Source organism: Desulfobacterales bacterium (assembly GCA_034003325.1).
In the GTDB taxonomy this organism is placed as follows: domain Bacteria; phylum Desulfobacterota; class Desulfobacteria; order Desulfobacterales; family JAFDDL01; genus JAVEYW01.
In genome coordinates this window covers 79492-97103 of record JAVEYW010000011.1, presented here as the reverse complement: position 1 = coordinate 97103, position 17612 = coordinate 79492, and the positions used below count along the sequence as shown (strand labels likewise).

The window sequence follows — 17612 nt, the reverse complement described above, 5'->3', positions numbered from 1 at the left end:
CACGCTTTTTCGTGCATGTTTCCGATATAGGACCTACGCATGACGTGTCGTAATCGCTTTCATGCGCGCTTCGATAATTTTTTGCTCCTGCTGGCGTCTTTTTTCAGCGGCTTCAACGATCTTTTCCGTGAAACTGTCAATGTCCGCCGGTTTCATCAGGTAATCAAAGGCGCCTCGTTTCATCCCCTCTATGGCGGAGCTCACCGTAGCGTGGCCCGTCAGCATAATTACTTCTACCAGGGGGAATTTCCGCTTGATTTCACCCAGGGTTTCAATGCCGTCCATTCCGGGCATCTTGACATCCAGCACCACCACTTCGATGCTGTTGGACGACGCTTCCAAAATTTCCAGCCCCTGCATGCCGCCGGTGGCTGTTTCAACACTGAAATCCCTTTTGCCGAGCCGCCGTTTCATGGCATCCAGAAAAGCCGTTTCGTCGTCTATTAACAAAATATTGGCTTTTGACATGTTTTACTCCTTTGTTGAGGGGGGTTGGGTTTGACTATCATCCGCATATAGTTCTTTTTTGGTGTCGCCGCATGGCAAATAGATATAAAAGCTGGTGCCGTCACCCACGGCGCTTTTCACTTTTATCTGGCCACCCATTCGATTGACAATGCCGTAACAGATGGAAAGCCCCAACCCGGTGCCTCTTCCCACCGCTTTGGTGGTAAAAAATGGGTCAAAGATTCTGGCAAGATTGGTTTCCGGAATGCCGGGGCCGTTATCTGCCACCTCGATCACCACATGACCATCTTCCAACCGTGTGCCGATTTGGATACGACCGCCCGACTTTTCCATGGCGTCCAAGGCATTATTAATCAGGTTGAGCATCACTTGCTGAATTTCGGTTTGGGATACATCGATCAGCGGCAACCCGTCGGTATATTGCGTTTCAATGACGACGTTATTGTATTTGGCATGCTGACTCGAAATACCAACCACTTCGTCGATCAGGCTATTGATCTGCACAACGGCCGTTCGATTTTCGCTTTTTCTGGCAAAGCTCAGAAGTTTTTGCGTAATATCACGGCACCGAATGCCTTGCGTGTTGATCTGTTTCAAGGCCCGCTTGAATTCGTCAAGGTTCTCGCTCTCCTGAAAGGTCTCTTCCGCCAGAAGATCGCCGATCCAGCCGGCTTCTTCCACCATAATCGCCACGGGGTTATTGATCTCATGAGCGATACCGGCCGCCAGTTCGCCCAGAGAGGCCAGCTTTCCGCTCTCGACGATCTGCTGATTCATCAGTTCCTTTTCCTTATCTTCCCGAATCAGGCGTCGCCTGACGACCCGGGATAAGACGATGCCGGATGCAATAATGGCAAAGCTGCCGAGAATCAGATTCAGAAAGGCGAAAAGCTGCGCTTTCCTCAAATCACTGAAGGCATCGCCGGAAAGTTGTTGCAGGATCAAAAACCAATCCCCGTTTTTAAGCGGCGCCGTAACATAGATGGTTTTAGTCCCGGTCAAATCCGATCGCTCATAAAAGTGAATCCGGTCTTTGACCGTATGCCCGTCTCCCTCGAGCAAGGCCATGTAGGAAGCCTTTCCGACCTTCACATCCGCCAGTGTTTCGGTCTGAAACTCGCCCTCCTTGTTCAGGATAAACGCAAACCCCGTCTTGCCGATGCGAAGGTTTTCCACCACCGTATTAAATGATCTGAAATCAATGGTGCTCCGCAAAATCCAAGGCTTTCCCCGCCGCTCCTTTCTCACGGTCACGATGAAATGGGGTAACCCCCGCAAGCCCAAAAACACATCGCTGACATAGGATGGACTGGAGATCGCGTTTTTAAACCATTGAGCCTCTGAATAATCGGCCCTGTCCAGCCGAAATGGACCGGCATAGGCGATTTGAATGCCGTTTTCATCTACAACGCCCAGATCCGAAAAAACGGGACCATACTCATCCTGCAGTCGTTGAAGCATCAACTGTAAATACACCTCATCGCTCAACTCCTCGAAGCTCCGGTTGACCGTAAAGAAGCGAATATTACTCAGTCGCTCTCTTAAAAAGGTATCGATATTCAGCGTGTGAATCTTGGCCAGGTTTTCCAACTGATTCCTGACTTTTTCATGATAAAAGACATGAGACTGGTAAAGCACGCTGCCGGTCAGAAACAGCAGCGGAAGAAAAGAGACAATCAAAAACGTATACAGAATTTTCCTGGATACCGGCGCATAATGAGGTTGGTTGTCGGCATTTACTGTCTTCATAAACGAGCATCCTTACCCTATCGTCAAACTGCATTGAAACCGGCATGGCCTGTTTGTGCTGTCGTGCTTTATACAGAAGCAAATACCGGGCCATATCGGCTAAATACGCCCTGTTATTTTTTGTTGTAACAGTTAACATATTGTAAAAATTATTTAAAAATTTGAATAAAACGGACAGAAACGCGGGTTGCCAAAGAAATCGACGCACGCGACCGGTATGCCTCAGCAACCGGCAGATGGGGGCTCCATCAGGGAAACAGGGCGGGAAATCTGGTTCCGCCGCGTTGCCTGATGGCCACCCATCTTCTATTGATATCATTTAAATTCTGTTGGTTATGTGAATGAAGGGCAATAAATGATATGCAATTAGGCGCATGGGTCGATCTTGGCGAGAACACTCATAACGCGATGAATGGCGAGGCGTTTTAGACCGGGTAATTTTACCCCGTAGGGTAATTTTGCCCCGTTTCGACAGCTGGAAGCAACCGAAGGTTTTGGCATTTGCTTCTCAACGTTTTTCGATCGATTCCCAAAATCCCGGCTGCCTTGGTTTTGTTCCCGTTCACGGAGGTTAAAACGCTTAAGATGTGATCAGCCTCCACCTCTGCAAGGGTTCGATGATCGGCGCTTCTATACCCGGTTCGGAAACTGTGGCGCATGTTCGGCGGCAAATCGGCCACGGTCAGTTCACGGCCATCAACAATCACCACCAGCCGCTGAATCAGGTTTTCAAGCTCCCGAACATTGCCCGGCCAATCGTAGGTTTTTAATAGTTGCAGAGCTTGATCCGAAAATACATGCGGCGGCCGATTCATCTCCCTGGCAAATTTATTCACCAGGTGGTTGACCAGAAGCAATATGTCATCTCCCCGTTCTCTGAGCGCTGGCACCGGAATGTCGATCACGTTCAACCGATAATACAGATCTTCCCTGAAAAGCCCCTTTTCAACCATGGTCTTTAAGTCTTTGTGTGAGGCCGCAATAATGCGGGTGTCCACCTTTCGAACATGACTATCGCCAACCAGCCGGATCTCCTTGAACTGAAGCACCCGCAACAGTTTCCCCTGCATGCTCAGGCTCGCATCCCCGATTTCATCCAAAAAGATGGTGCCGCTGTCGGCTATCTGAAAAAATCCGGCTCTGGTTTCCTTGGCACCCGTAAAAGCGCCTTTGACATGGCCGAACAATTCACTCTCCAGCAGCGTATCGGGAATGGCCGTACAGTTCACCGAAACAAACGGCGCCCGGGATCTGTCGCTGTTATAATGAATCGCGTGAGCGACCAGCTCTTTTCCGGTACCGCTTTCCCCGGATATCATCACGTTGACCGTCGTTTTCGCCGCTTTTTCAATCAGCCGGAATACGTTTTGAATGCCCTCACTCTCGCCGATAATGCCATGGGTGGTTTCAACAGCGGGTTCTCGTTGTGATTTGCGGCGGCGATCAAGCTTTTCGCGCATTCGCTGCACCGAGGACAACAGCTCCGTTTCAGTAAACGGTTTGACCAGATAGTCTTCGGCGCCGTCTTTGATGGCTTGAACCGCCGCCTCGACACTCGAAAACCCCGTGAGCATCATTTCCATGTCCTGGAAGTTTTCCTTGACGTAGCGCAGCAGGTCGATGCCGCTGATGACCGGCATGTCCAGCTCCGATATCACCAGGTCAAAGGTGCCGAACTCAAGCGCGCTGATCGCCTTTTCCACGCCGGCGCAAACCACCCCCTCATAGCCGGCATGGCCCAGCTTTTTCCGAATGTCTTCCAGCACATCACCGTCGTTTCCGACGATCAACACCTTATAATTGTTATAATTAATTTTTTTCAAGGCAACGCTTTGCTTTCGGTCGGCCGATCGGTGAACGGCCTTCTCTCGTTTATGTTACCCGGGATCGGGCCGGCCAACCGGCATCACTTGAAATCGAGTTGCACCGGGCAGTGGTCCGACCCCATAATATCCTTTAGAATCGAAGCCCCCACAACACGCTCATCGCTGTTCGGGTCCACGCAAAAATAGTCAATACGCCACCCGATATTCTTGGCACGCGCATTAAACCGGTAGCTCCACCAGGTATAGTTGTCGGGTTCCGAGTTGAATTTACGAAAGCTATCGATGAAACCGGCGCCGATAAAGTCATCCATCCAGGCACGCTCTTGCGGGGAATACCCCGGATTTTTTTCGTTTTCCTTGGGATTGGTCAGATCAATGGCCTTGTGAGCGACATTGAAATCGCCGCAGATCACTGTGGATTTTTCTTTTGCGCGCTCAGCGGCAAACCGATGCAATGCCGAATTAAACGCTATTTTGTAATCGATTCTCGTCAGGCCGTGCTGGGCATTGGGAAAATAGGCATTGATGAAATAAAAATCATCATATTCCAAGGTGATAACCCTGCCTTCGTCATCAGCACCCTCGCCATATAGCCCGTAAATCACTTTGAGCGGTGTAGACTTCGTATAAACGGCCACACCGGAATATCCCTTACGAACGGCACTGTGCCAATAGGAATGATAGCCGTCGATATTCAAGAGCGCTTCTGACAACTGATCCGGTTGAACCCGGGTCTCCTGAACCGCGAAAATGTCCGGGGATAGTGTTTTGACAATATCAACGAATCCCTTCTGCTCGATCGCGCGAATTCCATTAACATTCCAAGAAATAAAGGTCTTAACAAGGGTATGACGAGTGGCGATTTTCGGCGATTTTTTTCCCCCGGGCTCTCTGTTTTTTCCTCACCCGCGACGGTTGCGGATTTTTGTGGCATCTTGTCCCCTTCTTCATGTCAGGTTATCCATAAACCGTTACACCGCGGCGTCCCCGTTCGATCAGACCTGAAAGCCTTTCTTTAACAACGCGTTGATCTCCTCCGGATAGGCCATGCACACCGTTTCATTGTACAGGTTGCGAATGGCCCCGACATCCGGCGTGCCGAGCTTCTGATTGAAAAAAGTGCGGGGGGAAAACAGTAGGTGGAATCGATAATGATCATCGGCCTTCGCACCGGTGAAAAAGTTCATATTGAAGCTGTAAACCCCCATTTTATCGTATTCGGCAATCACTTTCCCAAGGCCGGTGGCAATGTCCAGAAGATCCCGTTCCTTAAGATCCAGTGTGCACCGAGCCTCTTCCACAACCGCCAGCACATCGCCGGCAACGCCCATCGGGGCAAAGGTACTCATCCAGTGGCTGCGTCCGATTTGGCCCAGATAGCGTTCACCCGATCTCTTCTCGGCCGCTATCAGATCCTCCCAAAAATTGGAACCGTGCTGACGTAAATAGCGTTCGGAGGCTTCCAGCTCCTGACGCATCAGATAGGGCGCCGACTGGGTTGAAAATATCTGCAAGTGGGGATGGATAATCGAGCTGCCGGACGGTGGCATGTAATTCCAGTTAATGATGTGATACACGGCTTCCGGATGGCCGGTGGCTTCGATGCGCCTGAAAAAGTCCAGGGCGAAGCCGAACGCGCCCGCCATCAGTTCGGGCTCAAAGGCCGTCATGGGAATATAATGGCGGGCACCGAAAGTGGCCACCGCGCCCAGGCTGTCATAGGGGGCGATATTCGGGAAAATCACCATATCGTCTTTTTGCATGCGGCCTTCCGGAATAAGCGCTTCTGGGAAAAAAGGCGTCACCTTCAGCACCTTGTCCGGGCAAAACGGGCACCAGGCTTCTGTTCCCGCAACAAGCGCCTCGAAATCCGGCTTTTCCCATTGCAGCTTCATAAAATGGCAGATCCTTGCGGTCCGGCCCGTCAGGGGGTCGATACGAATCTCGCTGGGTATCCGCCGAACAGCCCTATCCTCCTGGGGGTTCAGTACAACCGTCTCTTTTTTAATGGCCTCGAATTTCATAACCTCTCCTCATTTGAATGTGTCATAACCGTTTTATAAACCCTTCGGCTTCGGCTAAATAGACCTTCTTCAAAACGATGTTCATCGGCTAATCGTTTGCGCGAGCCTTGCCCTCCTTTCTACCCCAAAGTTCCTCACAAATACAAAGCTTTTCCCTTCATCAGCCGGCCGTGTTCATCAACGCGATCGTGGTATCCAGCATTCGGTGGGCATAGGACCATTCATTGTCAAACCATGCCAGGAGTTTAACCAGGGTACCGCCACTGACCCGCGTTTGTCCGCCATCCACCACCGCGGATCTTGAATCATGGTTGAAATCACATGAAGCAAGGGGCTCTTCGGTATAGCCAAGAATTCCGGAAAGCCTGCCCGTGCCGGCTTCTTTTAAAATTCCGTTCACCTGCGAAACCCGGGTGGGAGCTGAAACCACCACCGTAATATCCAGGGCGGACACATTGATGGTCGGCACCCGCATGGATACCGCCTGAAACCGTCCGGCCAGCTCGGGAAGGATTCGCTCGATTCCCTTGGCAAGTTCCGTATTCACGGGAATAATAGACTGGCCAGCGCATCGGGTGCGCCTTAAGTCCTGATGATGATAGGCATCGATCACGGGCTGGTCATTCATGATAGAATGAATGGTGGTGATAATACCGAACTCTATGCCAAGTGCGTCCTGAAGCACCTTGAGCACCGGTATGCTGCAGTTCGTGGTGCAGGACGCGTTGGATATAATGGTATGCCGGCTTGTAAGGATATCTTCGTTGACGCCGTAAACAATGGTGGCATCCACATCCTCTTCCGCCGGCTGGGAAAAAATCACCTTTTTGGCGCCGCTTTCAAGGTGCGCTTCCGCCTGCTTTCTTTTCACAAAAGAACCGGTGCACTCCAGCACGACATCAATGTTCAGTGCCCGCCACGGCAGCCGGTCGATATCCCGTTCATGAAATACCCGAATGGAATGATGGTTCACGCATAACGCATTCTCGAGAATTTCAACCTGTCCCGAAAACCGGCCATGGGTTGTATCATATTTGGTCAGGTGAGCGATGGTTGTGATGTCGGAAAGTTCATTGATGGCAACAATCTCAATTTCCCCGCAGTGGCGGGATTCATCAAGTGCCCGAAGAATGGACCGGCCGATTCTGCCATATCCGTTGATTGCAATTCTGTACGCCATGAATCTTATGTCTGTCTTGCTTTAAATTTGGGCGCCGACCCGACCCATAACTGCCATAAGCCGCCATTTTGAGGCATGCCGCAATGGTTTTTCGGCCGGCGATTTCTTTTATCTCCGATTGCCTGTGGTCTATTGTCATATTTTACACTGAAAATAAACCCATAGTTAGTGCCCGTCCCCACCGGTCCGGCGGGTAAGCTGTGCCTTATAAAGCGACGGAACGCTCAAACCGGGCCGGTTCAACCCCTCGCATGTCATCCAGGCATTGTGCCGGTCCCGGGCGCTGCCGCCCACCTCGACAGGCTGATCCCCATTTCGGTACAATCCGATGAAAAAGGCTTGTGGAAAATGTTCATGCATGGTCCCGGGTGTTTCCGAAGAGGTACTTTTATAATCATAGCTGCGGGCAAACTCGTTCGGCTTGTCGCATACATAGCATTCCATGCGCCGGGGTGCCCGTATGTTCCAAAAAACATTTCGAACGCCGGCATGCGGCAGCACGCTCAGGTCACCGCCGGGGCAAACGTAAAAGCCCCTCAAATTATCGAACAAGTTCTCGTAGGGGAAAAGGCCATGAAAATCAATGACGGCGTCCATGCCGTTGACCTTATCCCATCCTTCGTAGTGCACCTCGCTATCAGTGATCACATTGCCGGAAGCCCACATTTTCAAAGTGACCGGATGAACCAGCCTTGAAAAAAAATCCACCCGCTCCACCAAAACACCGTGGCTCTGGCCGATCGTGATGCCGGCGTGCCCGCTAACCCCCTGAAACTGTACCTCCCGGACCGTAAAATCCGCGCAATGACTAAAAATAATCCCTTGTGTCAAATCCTTAACAACAACATCCTGAACCCATCCGTCATAGGCATAACTGAACCACAACCCGCCCCAGAGATAATCCTGTTCTTTGGCGGTTCTCACCACCGCTCCCCTCTCATCCAAAAGCGCTTTATGATGACGGTATTCTCCGGGCCAATCACTTTCCAGACGCAGGTGCTCGATACCGACCCCCCTCACCCCGTCGAAAGAGAAAATACGCGGATGGTAGCGTAAGTGTTCGTTAAATCGTGCGGGTGTGGTAAAGCGAATCCTTTGATTATCGAGAATTTCTTCAATCTTTACGATTTTGGAAAGGGTGCGGGCCATGGCGCCGAAATTGTCCGTCTGATGATTCAGGAGGTTGAACGGATGCGTCAATTGGGCCGCGATATCCACTTTTTCCGGATCAGGGTGCAGGCTGTCGATCATGGGATCATGGAATTCCACCCGAACAAGTTGCCCCTTAGCCAGTCGTGAGCTATTCGAAACATGCACCACGGTTTGCCCTCTTAAGGCGCTATCGGTGTAAGTGGCCAATTCGCGCTTTTCCTCCGTGCCCATCACCGCCACAATCGTATAGCAGCGCGCCTCTTCAATGGCCGGCACGGTGCCCAGCCGGCGCACGGATTTCTGCGGCCCGGGCGCGCCGAGCCGGAGAATGGTTCCGGACTCCCCGCTGCCCGCCCCGCGAAGAATCACATGGTCACGCATAATTCTCAGAAACGGCATGTCCGCGCTTTGATGAACGGCATATCGACCCGCCGGCAAGAATACAACCCCGCCGCCAGCTGATCCCGCCGCATCAATGGCGGCCTGAATCGCTGCCGTATCATCTCTATCGTCATTCGGCACCGCGCCGAATGGATGGACCGTGACGTCAAACACGGGTGCCTGAACATTCGGAATGGGGGTGTCTCCCTCTGCATATCCGGCGCGGGAAAAATCGGGCAACCGATCGCCGGTAGGCCCGTTGGATTCATATTCCCGCCATACCGCTGGAATCCATTCCGCCTCACCACTGCCCGACGCGTCTGTTCTGGCGCTTTTTCCCGAACATCCCGAACAGAGTAACAGCGCGGATACCACCACGCTCGCGATCCCCCGCCATCGCATGCTTTCCCCTCTGATAAGACTCACCCTCACATCCTCCCACACCCTGAAATCAAACCGGCCAAACGCAGATTTTCGATCATCATAAAAGGCATACAGGCCGGCAACATGCCAAACCCGCGGATGAATGATCATATCCGGACCCCCTTGTCAATCCCGTGCAACATAATAAAACTCAATCCGGCAAAGCCGGATGCTGGGATGCTGGGATGCATAGAAGCCATCTTTCAGCTTCGGCAAATATACACGCAAAAGCGTGCATGTTTCTGGTAAAGGGCCTAAGGCCTTAACTGCAAAAACAGACAATGGCCGACAACCTGTCGCAGTTGGCGCGCTTCTTGCTTTGTTTAAAAGCTGAATCGTTACTGACGAGTATAAACAGTCGGGAAAAAAGCACCGATGTAAAAGAGCAAAGGGCGGTTACCATGGGCATTGATTTATACGGCATCATTGGCGGTCAACCCGGATTGTATACCAATAAATCCGTTTTCCCGGCAACCGGGTATGAGCGAAACAGCGCAGCGACCCTTTCTTCTCCTTCCAGTGCTGCCGGCAGCCCCGGGCCGTTTCATCAGCTTCTGGAAGAAAGGCTCAATAGCCAAACCCTGCGGACCATCAACCAACATACCACCCCATCCCGGCTCAGCGGGCCTGAATTATTCGCGCTTTCCCAAAGGATCAAGCTGCAACTGACTGACAGCTTGCTCAGAGCATTTGCCGAGGATGAATCGGACAATTCGGATTCATCTCCCATGATGAGCAACCCTTACGATATGTTCCCCCAAACCATGACCGGGCCGATATCGCCGTCAACGATTCGACAGGAGCCGTCAGAAAACCATACGCCCGCCCCTCATGATCTATCCGGTATCATCGACCGGGCAGCCGCCGCTTATAATATGGACCCCGATTTGATCACGGGCGTGATTCACGCGGAAAGCGGTTTTGATCCCAACGCCCTGTCGCCGAAAGGCGCCATGGGACTTATGCAGCTGATGCCGCAGACGGCAAATGAGCTCGGCGTGGCAGACCCCTTTGATCCGGTTGAGAACATCATGGGGGGCACACGCTATTTAAAGCGCCTGATGGATCGCTACCAAGGGGATATGTCATTGGCGCTCGCGGCGTACAACTGGGGAATGGGCAACCTGGAAAGCCGCGGGGACAGGCTGCCGGCTGAAACAAAACACTATGTCCGCAAAATCACCGATTTTTATCAGGAAAGAAAAACCGCCGCTGCTTAAGGTTCTCTTCAATTCGGCCGCCATCCTGATGATCATTCCGTCTCGAACGCTATCAGCGGTGTTGAATCGGTGTTGCGAAACAGCGGTTTTTGGGTTACTTTCCTGCATAGAAACATCTTGTCACCACCCAAGGAGCCGTTTTTAGCATGCACTACGAAGGGAACATGATCCGGCCGCCCAGTGAGGCCCATAGCATTTTGCTGCAAGCCACTGTGGGATGCTCTCACAATAAATGCACCTTTTGCGGCGCTTTCACTGGAGAGCGGTTTCGCATCAAACCGGATGAGATTATTTTTTCGGATATTGAATTTGCCGCCCAATATTGCCACCGCCAGCGCCGCGTCTTTATCTGTGACGGCGACGCGCTGATTCTTCCGCAACAACGCCTTCTTGCCATTCTAAAAAGAATAGAAACCCGTCTTCCCTGGGTCACCCGCGTGGGCGTATACGCCAACCCCAAGAGCATCAAGATGAAAACACCGTCTGAGCTATCCGAACTTAAGGCGCACGGACTGCGTATCGCGTACATGGGACTTGAAACCGGCGATGAGGTCACGATGAAAACTGTCCGCAAAGGCGTCACCGTTGATACCGCCATTGCCATGGGACAAAAAGTTCGGGCCGCAGGCATTAAATTATCCGTCACCGTATTGTTGGGCGTTGCCGGCCGCGAACGCTCTGAAATTCATGCGGTTGAAACCGGGCGGGCGCTGTCCGCTATAGATCCTGAGTATGTGGGCGCGCTGAGCCTCATGCTGATTCCGGGCACAGCGCTTTACCGGGATCACGAAGAAGGCCGATTCCCCCTGATCGAGCCAGACGAGATGCTTCGGGAGCTTCGCACCATGATCGCCCATACGAATATGACCCGGGGGCAATTTCATGCCAACCATGCCTCTAACTACCTGCCCATCAAGGCCAGACTGCCCAAGGACAAGCCGGAAACGCTGCAACTGATCGATGCCGCGCTGGCCGGAAAAATTCAGTTGCGACCCGAGTATCTCAGAGCCTTGTAGGTTTGTTCTGACGCTTGCCCGTGCATTTCAAGGTTTCTGCGCCGGCGTCAAAACTGTATCAAACGTCAATATAGTATTCTCCTCACAGGTTCAGGTGCTGCTATGATCTGATTGAGTTATCACAAAAGCGAGGCTTGCCCGGCCCGCTCATCCCCACCACATGCTCCGCCATGCTTGCGGCTTTGCCTTGGCCGACCATGGGGCAGACACGCGGCTTATTCAGGACTACCTTGGACACCGGAACATCCAGCACACTGTTAGATATGCGGCCACTAATCCGGCACGGTTTGAAAAGTTGTGGCGTTGAAGTCAGTTTTTGTTTTCCAGCCGTCTGTTTTTTTCCATGCGAGCATGTAAGACGCGGACAATTTCAATGCCTTCCGGTGTTTCTCGGTAATAAATGACGTAGTTATGAAACTGTTTAACGGGAAAGAACCGCAGGTCTTTTAATTTAGTTTTCGTTGTCCAATACGCTGTGCCGATACTTGGCATGGAGGCGATGGCTTCAAAGGTTTTTTCAGCAGCTTGTTAAGTCCGATCCGCTGCCTCAGGGTTGTCCCGCGCAATATAGACCCATATGTTAATCAAATCGTTTTCCGCTGCGGGCGTTATCAGGATTTTGGGCATTTGTTAACCCTGTTCTTTTTTGAGTAAGGCCCGCGCCTTTTTTTGCAAAGACGACAGGTCAAGGGGCGAGGATTTGCCACTTTCAATCCCTTCCATCAAGAGCCGGTCTATTTCTTCACAGTCATGTCTTATGAGGTCGCGCAAATAATCGCTGGCGCTTTGATACTCCCCTGTGTTGACGCGGGCTTCGACAAAGGCCCGAAGTTCGTCGGGCATCGAGACGTTCAGCGTTGCCATGGTGAAACCTCCTTATTGGCTGATTTTGTTCCCAATATAACATGAATGGCAAACTTTGCCAACAAAAACACTCGCCGAATCCGGGTTGAAGCAGTTCACAGGCAGCGAGTATTGGTATCGCCACGCTATCGTCCTTGCGGGATGCAGGACTCCGTCAAAGTCGCGCAAGTGTAAGAAATCAGAAGGCCACGAAATAGCGCTGACTTTTTGAGTTCGAATTTGTTAAGTTGCCTTTATGAGCAACTTAAAAATTTCGCCTTCAACCAGCCCACCCCGCTTTGTTTTACGTCCCGTCCGACGCGACGAGATGGATCGTTGGCGTACCTTGATGCGCCAGTACCACTATCTCGGCTTTGAGCGGATCGTAGGAAAATCCCTTTGCTATGTTGCCACCACTAATGAAACCCAATGGGTAGCCCTTCTTGGCTGGGGCTCTGCGGCACTTAAGTGTGCTGCCCGGGATCAATGGATTGGATGGGACCGGGCGTTGCAGTTCAAACGGTTGCATTTGATTGCCAACAATGTTCGTTTTTTGATCCTGCCCGATTGGCGCATCCCCAATTTGGCCTCACACCTATTGGCATTGAACCTCAAGCGCCTGAGCCAAGACTGGCAGCTTTACCATGGGCATCCCCTTTTGCTGGCAGAAACCTTTGTCGATAGTGCCCGCTTTGCCGGTACGTGCTACCGGGCCGCCGGTTGGCAAGTGCTCGGTTCAACGCAAGGCTATTCCAAAAGCAACAAGGGCTACTGGCATAACGGCCAACCAAAGCTTTTATTGGTGCGCCCTTTGGTGGCCGATGCCTCCCGGCATTTACGCGCCCCGTTTTTGACTTCTGTTGGCGCACCTGGAAAGGAGTGCACCGCGATGATCGACATCAATCAACTGCCCCTGCAAGGTCATGGTGGACTGATGGATCTGCTAAAAACTGTGGCCGACCCCCGAAAGCCACGCGGAGTGCGCCATCCGGTAGTCACTGTCGTGGCAATTGCCATCTGCGCCTCGCTGTCCGGAGCACGCAGTTTTACCGCCATCGCTGAATGGGCCGAAACGTTGAGCCGTGAGGCGCTGCGTAAGCTTGGCTCCAAACGGCCCAAACCACCCTCGGAACCCACCATCCGGCGCGTTTTACAGTCTCTGAATGCTGATCTGTGGGACTCCCAAATCGGCAATTGGATAGTGCAACACTGCCCTTTGGCCGGACGTGCGGTGGCCGCTGATGGCAAAACACTGCGCGGAGCCCATGATGCGGGCCAGCGACCTGTCCACCTGCTCAGCGCCATTTTGCACCAAGAGGCCCTGGTAATCGGCCAAATGGCTGTCAAAGAAAAAACCAACGAAATCCCCCAAATTGCCCGAACTTCTTGCGCCTCTGCCCCTGCAAGGTGCGGTCGTAACCGCCGATGCGCTGCACACTCAGCACGATACGGCCCGTTATATCGTAGAAAAAAAGCAGGCCGGTTACCTGTTTATTGTCAAAGAGAATCAACCCACTCTGCGCAATGACATCGCGACGCTGAATCTCAGCGCTTTTCCCCCCTGCACACACCACCACCGATAAAGCCCATGGCCGCTTGGAACTGCGCCATGTTTGGACCAGCACTGAACTTAATAATTATCTTGCTTTCCCGCATGTCGCACAATGTTTTTGCATCCAACGCGACATCACAAAATTGGTCAACGGCAAACACCACACCGAAACCAATTATGGCCAGTTTGCGCAATATAGCCATCTCGTTGCTGCGTATGGCGGGTGTCCGCTACATTGCGCCCGCCCTGCTACTTGCGCAAGACTTGGCCAAGGCGGCCTACGCCTCATCGGCGTTCCGGATTAACTTTGACGGGACCCTGCTTACAATCCTTACAGACTTGCAAATCGATTTAAACAAGTGTATCAACCCGACCTGAAAACCCGAATTCAATTCCCAACAAAGGAGAGACAAATCATGACGCAAGGTTCGCAGTGCAGTTTGGACGATATATGTATCAACACCATCCGGACCCTATCCATGGATGCGGTTCAGGCGGCCAATTCCGGCCACCCGGGCGCTCCCATGGGGATGGCGGCTGCTGCGTACACCCTGTGGACCCGGTTCTTGAAACATAACCCGAAAAATCCCCAATGGCAGGATCGGGACCGGTTTGTCTTGTCCGGCGGGCATGCGTCCATGCTGCTGTACAGCCTGCTGCATCTGACCGGATATGACCTGAGCCTCGATGACATTAAAAATTTCCGCCAGTGGGGCAGTAAAACCCCCGGACATCCGGAATACGGGCATACACCGGGCGTTGAAACCACGACGGGTCCTCTGGGACAGGGCTTTGCCAACGCCGTGGGCATGGCCATGGCCGAACGCCATCTGGCCGCACGGTTCAACCGGCCCGGTTATGACATCGTGGATCATTTTACCTATGTCATGTGCGGCGACGGCGATCTGATGGAAGGGGTGTCCGCGGAAGCCGCTTCCCTGGCAGGACACCTGGGGCTGGGAAAACTGATCTGTATTTATGATGACAATGAAATTTCCATTGAAGGCAGCACGGATATCGCGTTTACCGAAAATGTGGGCGCGCGGTTTAGCGCCTATCAGTGGCAGGTCATCGACGTGGCGGATGGAAATGATGTGGCCGCAATTTCGGCCGCGATTCAAGCGGCGCGTGCCGATGGGGACCGACCCTCCCTCATTGTGGCGCACACCCACATCGCATTCGGCAGCCCCAACAAGCAGGATACGGCCGATGCGCACGGCGCCCCGCTGGGTGCTGAAGAGATTTGCCTGACCAAAAAAAATCTGGGATGCCCTGAAAATGAGTCTTTCTGCGTTCCGGACATGGCGATCGGGGTATTTCAAAAAGCGATTGAAGCCGGACAAGCGGCGGAAGCGGCCTGGATGGAAAAGCTTGCTTCATTTAAAAAAGAGTATCCGGCGCAGGCCGCTGAATTGACCAACAGCATGAGCGGCGTTCTGCCGGCTGAATGGGATGCCGATATTCCCGTTTTTTCGGGAGACCCGGTCGCCACGCGCGGCGCATCGGGAAAGGTGCTGAACGCGGTCGCGGGCAAGGTGGCGACGCTGATGGGCGGCTCCGCGGATCTGGCCCCGTCCAACAAAACGGAAATCGCAGCCTCTCATGATTTTCAAAAAGGCCGCTATGACGGCCGCAATATTCGCTTCGGGGTTCGGGAGCATGCCATGGGCGCCATTCTTTCCGGCATGGCCCTTCACAAGGGCATTCGGCCCTATGGCGCAACCTTCCTCGTTTTTGCCGATTATATGCGGCCGGCCATTCGCATGGCGGCATTAATGAAACTGCCGACGCTCTATATCTTCACGCATGATTCCATTGCCGTCGGCGAAGACGGACCGACGCACCAGCCGGTGGAACATCTGGCCTCTCTGCGATGCATTCCGGGACTCACCGTAATTCGGCCCGCGGACGCCAATGAAACTGCGGCCGCCTGGCGGCAAGCAATTCAACATAAGGACGGCCCGGTGGCGCTGATTCTGAGCCGCCAGAAATTGCCGGTGCTCCCGGCGATGGCCTGCGGTAAAAACTGCCTGGGCAACGGCGCTTATATTTTATCCGATTGCCAGGGGACTCCCGATATGATTCTCATCGGCACCGGCGCGGAAGTTCATTTGGCATTAGGTGCTCAAAAGGTGCTGGCCGATCGAAACATCCCCGCGCGCGTGGTGAACATGCCCAGTTGGGAATTATTTGAAAAAATGCCGGAAGACTATAAGGGCAGCGTGTTTCCATCTGACGGAAAGCCCCGGCTGGTGGTGGAAGCCGGCTCTCCCATGGGCTGGGAACGTTACATCGGTACTCATGGCGGAATGGTGACCATGAACGGCTTCGGCGCATCGGCACCGGGCAGCACCGTTCTTGCGAAATTCGGCTTTACCGTGGACCATGTTGTCCAAAATGCGCTGAATTTAATAAAAAGATAATACGGCTGGGCAGCTTGGCGGCTGGGCGGCTGGGCAGCAAAACGATTGCAGCAACCGCCGTTCAGCTGCCAAGCCGCCCAGCAAAAACAGGAGTGATACCATGGATTTTAAACTGATGCTCACGACCTTCGGCCTCGTCTTTCTGGCCGAATTGGGGGATAAAACACAGTTGGCCGCATTTTGCCTCTCCGCCCATTGTGATTCAAAAGTATCCGTTTTTTTGGGATCGGCAACGGCGCTGGTGGTAACCTCTTTGCTGGCCGTGCTTCTAGGAGACATTGTCGCCCGTTATGTATCGCCACAGATGATTAAAATCGGCGCAGGCGTATTTTTCATTATCGTGGGACTGTGGACGGTTTTTACACCTGCCAGCGCGGCCTGCTCCTTATAGCAGGCCATTCGCACTCAAGCCAGCAAGCGCTTCACCGCATCTATCGTTTCCGCCCTTCCGGTGGAAGAAAGCAGTCCGAGGATCGACTTAAAAGAGGCCCGGAGAATGGCCGTTTTCGGCCTCGGAGACGATAGTTGCGCCTCAATGGTCCTGATATCCGCGATCAGCTCAGATAAGGCATCAAAGCCAAACCCGCCCTTTTCCATCTGTTGCTTGATACCGGCGACGACAAACTCGACGCTCAAGCGGGCATCGGCTTCAAGGAGCGCACCGGACCCAAGCCCTGAAACAACCGCGGCACCCGCCTTTTCGTCGGCCCCCATGGCCCGAAACGCATCAATACCACTCTGCGTCAACCCGATGTCGCCGGCAAGGGTTCGCACTTCCGCCCACCCTTCGGCCATGATGTTCTCCGCCGCGCGCGTCGCAACGTTTCGATCCAAACCGATTCGCTCACCGATTTCGAACATGGAGACTTTAGATGAGACGTTGCCTGACGCAACGTCAAACAACGTATTGAAGAATTGGAAGGTTGATTCGTCCCAGGTATCCGGAAGGTTAATCGTTCCCATTCAGCTTTTCCCGCAGTTTTCCGGAGCATTTAAAGGTAACCACTTTTCGCGGCGCCAGCATCATTTCGTCCCCAGTAGCCGGATTTCGTCCCCTGCGCGACTTTTTCTGATTGACACAAAATTTACCGAAACCACTGATCAGCACATCCTCTCCCCGGCCCAATGTCCGTTTGATGATCTCAAGAAGCGTTTCAACCGCTTCCGAACTCTTTTTCCTCGTCATTCCCAGCTCTTCCGGAATCACATCAATGATGTTGGCTTTTGTCAGGGTCATATCCGAACTACTCCTTATTATTGGGAAAAAGTTCATAAAAGGGGCTATTTTCTTCGGGACGTTATGCCAATACCCGCTTGTTGTCAAGAAATTATGTGTGTTATCAACGAATTCGACT

Annotated in this window: 17 protein-coding genes; 6 read left to right on the top strand and 11 right to left on the bottom strand. The window is 52.8% G+C overall.

Annotation, left to right across the window (positions count from 1 at the left end):
• Positions 1-33: 33 nt before the first annotated feature.
• The 7 genes from RBT11_13045 to RBT11_13015 form a co-directional block, all read right to left on the bottom strand.
• Positions 34-468 carry a response regulator gene (locus RBT11_13045; protein ID MDX9787704.1) on the bottom strand — a complete coding sequence of 145 codons (435 nt, stop codon included), beginning with the start codon at positions 466-468 and terminating at the stop codon, positions 34-36.
• Positions 469-471: 3 nt separating this feature from the next.
• A complete protein-coding gene (locus RBT11_13040; protein ID MDX9787703.1) occupies positions 472-2217 on the bottom strand; it encodes an ATP-binding protein in 1746 nt (581 codons plus the stop codon).
• 440 nt (positions 2218-2657) lie between these two features.
• Positions 2658-4040, bottom strand: coding sequence for a sigma-54 dependent transcriptional regulator (locus tag RBT11_13035; protein MDX9787702.1), 1383 nt, complete (start codon positions 4038-4040; stop codon positions 2658-2660).
• A gap of 83 nt (positions 4041-4123) precedes the next feature.
• On the bottom strand, positions 4124-4873 hold the full coding sequence (locus tag RBT11_13030; GenBank protein ID MDX9787701.1) for an exodeoxyribonuclease III: 750 nt from the start codon (positions 4871-4873) through the stop codon (positions 4124-4126).
• Positions 4874-5038: 165 nt separating this feature from the next.
• Complete coding sequence (locus RBT11_13025; protein ID MDX9787700.1) at positions 5039-6067, bottom strand: hypothetical protein; 1029 nt, start codon at positions 6065-6067, stop codon at positions 5039-5041.
• A 160-nt stretch (positions 6068-6227) separates the two neighbouring features.
• The gene (gene gap / locus RBT11_13020; protein MDX9787699.1) at positions 6228-7247 is read right to left on the bottom strand and encodes a type I glyceraldehyde-3-phosphate dehydrogenase; all 1020 of its coding nucleotides are present in this window, start codon (positions 7245-7247) and stop codon (positions 6228-6230) included.
• A gap of 165 nt (positions 7248-7412) precedes the next feature.
• Positions 7413-9314, bottom strand: a complete 1902-nt coding sequence (locus RBT11_13015; GenBank protein MDX9787698.1) for a glycosyl hydrolase family 28-related protein — start codon at positions 9312-9314, stop codon at positions 7413-7415.
• A gap of 290 nt (positions 9315-9604) precedes the next feature.
• Here RBT11_13015 and RBT11_13010 point away from each other — a divergent pair, with 290 nt between their 5' ends.
• Complete coding sequence (locus RBT11_13010; GenBank protein MDX9787697.1) at positions 9605-10423, top strand: lytic transglycosylase domain-containing protein; 819 nt, start codon at positions 9605-9607, stop codon at positions 10421-10423.
• A 146-nt stretch (positions 10424-10569) separates the two neighbouring features.
• The gene (locus RBT11_13005) at positions 10570-11439 is read left to right on the top strand and encodes a radical SAM protein (protein MDX9787696.1); all 870 of its coding nucleotides are present in this window, start codon (positions 10570-10572) and stop codon (positions 11437-11439) included.
• Between the two features lie 630 nt (positions 11440-12069).
• On the opposite strand, the gene RBT11_13000 is transcribed toward RBT11_13005, so the two are convergent.
• Complete coding sequence (locus RBT11_13000; protein ID MDX9787695.1) at positions 12070-12303, bottom strand: type II toxin-antitoxin system ParD family antitoxin; 234 nt, start codon at positions 12301-12303, stop codon at positions 12070-12072.
• Between the two features lie 235 nt (positions 12304-12538).
• On the opposite strand from RBT11_13000, the gene RBT11_12995 reads away from it, so the two are divergent.
• A complete protein-coding gene (locus RBT11_12995; protein ID MDX9787694.1) occupies positions 12539-13810 on the top strand; it encodes an ISAs1 family transposase in 1272 nt (423 codons plus the stop codon).
• A gap of 17 nt (positions 13811-13827) precedes the next feature.
• Here the strand turns inward: RBT11_12995 and RBT11_12990 are convergent, their stop codons facing one another.
• Positions 13828-14028, bottom strand: a complete 201-nt coding sequence (locus RBT11_12990; protein MDX9787693.1) for a hypothetical protein — start codon at positions 14026-14028, stop codon at positions 13828-13830.
• Here RBT11_12990 and RBT11_12985 point away from each other — a divergent pair.
• The 3 genes from RBT11_12985 (at position 14012) to RBT11_12975 (ending at position 16648) form a co-directional block, all read left to right on the top strand.
• Complete coding sequence (locus tag RBT11_12985; protein MDX9787692.1) at positions 14012-14212, top strand: hypothetical protein; 201 nt, start codon at positions 14012-14014, stop codon at positions 14210-14212. The genes RBT11_12990 and RBT11_12985 overlap by 17 nt on opposite strands.
• Positions 14213-14250: 38 nt before the next feature.
• Entirely contained in the window at positions 14251-16257 is a 2007-nt protein-coding gene (gene tkt, locus RBT11_12980) for a transketolase (GenBank protein MDX9787691.1), read from the top strand.
• Positions 16258-16357: 100 nt separating this feature from the next.
• Complete coding sequence (locus tag RBT11_12975) at positions 16358-16648, top strand: TMEM165/GDT1 family protein (GenBank protein ID MDX9787690.1); 291 nt, start codon at positions 16358-16360, stop codon at positions 16646-16648.
• Between the two features lie 14 nt (positions 16649-16662).
• Here RBT11_12975 and RBT11_12970 read toward each other — a convergent pair whose 3' ends face one another.
• Positions 16663-17220, bottom strand: a complete 558-nt coding sequence (locus RBT11_12970; GenBank protein ID MDX9787689.1) for a hypothetical protein — start codon at positions 17218-17220, stop codon at positions 16663-16665.
• A complete protein-coding gene (locus RBT11_12965) occupies positions 17207-17494 on the bottom strand; it encodes an integration host factor subunit alpha (GenBank protein ID MDX9787688.1) in 288 nt (95 codons plus the stop codon). The genes RBT11_12970 and RBT11_12965 overlap by 14 nt, the downstream gene beginning before the upstream one ends.
• Between the last annotated feature and the right edge of the window lie 118 nt (positions 17495-17612).